1 pseudogene is annotated in these 1,095 nt (G+C 72.0%); it reads right to left on the bottom strand.

The features are described 5' to 3' along the window. Positions 1-15: 15 nt before the first annotated feature. A pseudogene (locus ACEN88_RS32405) lies at positions 16-1,095 on the bottom strand (cyclic beta 1-2 glucan synthetase); the annotation flags it as partial.

Below are 1,095 nucleotides of genomic sequence, written 5' to 3'. Positions count from 1 at the left end.
CCCCCCCCATTTTTTTTAAATCAACCGCCCCCCACCCACATAAACACCTCTATATTCGGCGCCCGCGTCATATTCTCCTCTTCGACCGGCCTTGCGCGCGGCCGCGCGGCGCAGTTGTTCGGCGAGGCTGCCCTGGTCGTCCGCCAGGACCACGCGCGCCACTGCCTGCATCAGCATGCGGTCTTCCAGCGACAGCTGCTCGGACGTGCACACGTACACGCCGCCCGCGCCGGGCAGCCGCATGACCTCGTCCTGCAGCGCCGCCGGGCCGTCGCACCAGGCCACGAGGTTCGCGGCGAGTCCTTTCGCGCGCCACCACGCATACGCCTGGACCGCCTGGCGCGCGAGGCCGAGGTTGGCGGCGTCGCGCAGGTGCAGCAGCACGAGCGGACGGTCGCCCGGAATGCCGAGGGCTTCCAGGTCGGCGCGGCCGTACTGGTTGCGCGCGATGACGGCCGGGTCGGCGCGCAGCGCGGGCTGCGGACACAGCACGCTGCCGGCCAGGCGCGCGTACAACTGGGCGTCCGCCTCGCTCGCGTTCAACTGGCGCAGCATGACCTGGCCGTGCGTCCATGCGAGTTCGGGCACGCGGTCGGCCACCTGGCGGTCGCGGTATTTGTCGATCAGGCGCAGCGCGTGGTCGCGCGTCTCGGCCACGCCCAGCACGATGTCGACCGTCGCTTCCTGGTGCGGTGCCAGCGTCAGGATGCGGCGGATCGCCAGCGCCGGATCGGACACGGCGCCGTCCAGGCCGTCCAGCGGCGCGCGGGCCTCCAGCGCGGCGGGATGCGCCCTGCTCCGTCCGCGGCCGATGAAGTGCGCGCGGTCCGTCCCGAACTGGGCCCCGGGCGCGTCCGCGCCGTGCACCGTCATCACGTTCAGCAGCCATGCCTGCCCATGCGCGCACACGAGCGCGTCGCGCTCCGCCAGTATCTCCATTTGCACGGTGGCCGGCGCCACCTCCGCGTAGCTCGTCAGCTCCATCGTGCGCGTCGTGCCCGTCCGGTTGGCGATGCGCAGGCGGCGCAGTTCGACGTCGTCGTCGGGCGCGACGACGATCTCCGTGTGCAGTTCGATGCCGTGGTCGCGCCGGCG

This window comes from Massilia sp. CT11-108 (genome assembly GCF_047302915.1).
Taxonomy (GTDB): domain Bacteria; phylum Pseudomonadota; class Gammaproteobacteria; order Burkholderiales; family Burkholderiaceae_D; genus Telluria; species Telluria orientalis.
Note: the sequence above shows the minus strand (reverse complement) of the source record. Positions and strands in the feature narration are given on the sequence as shown.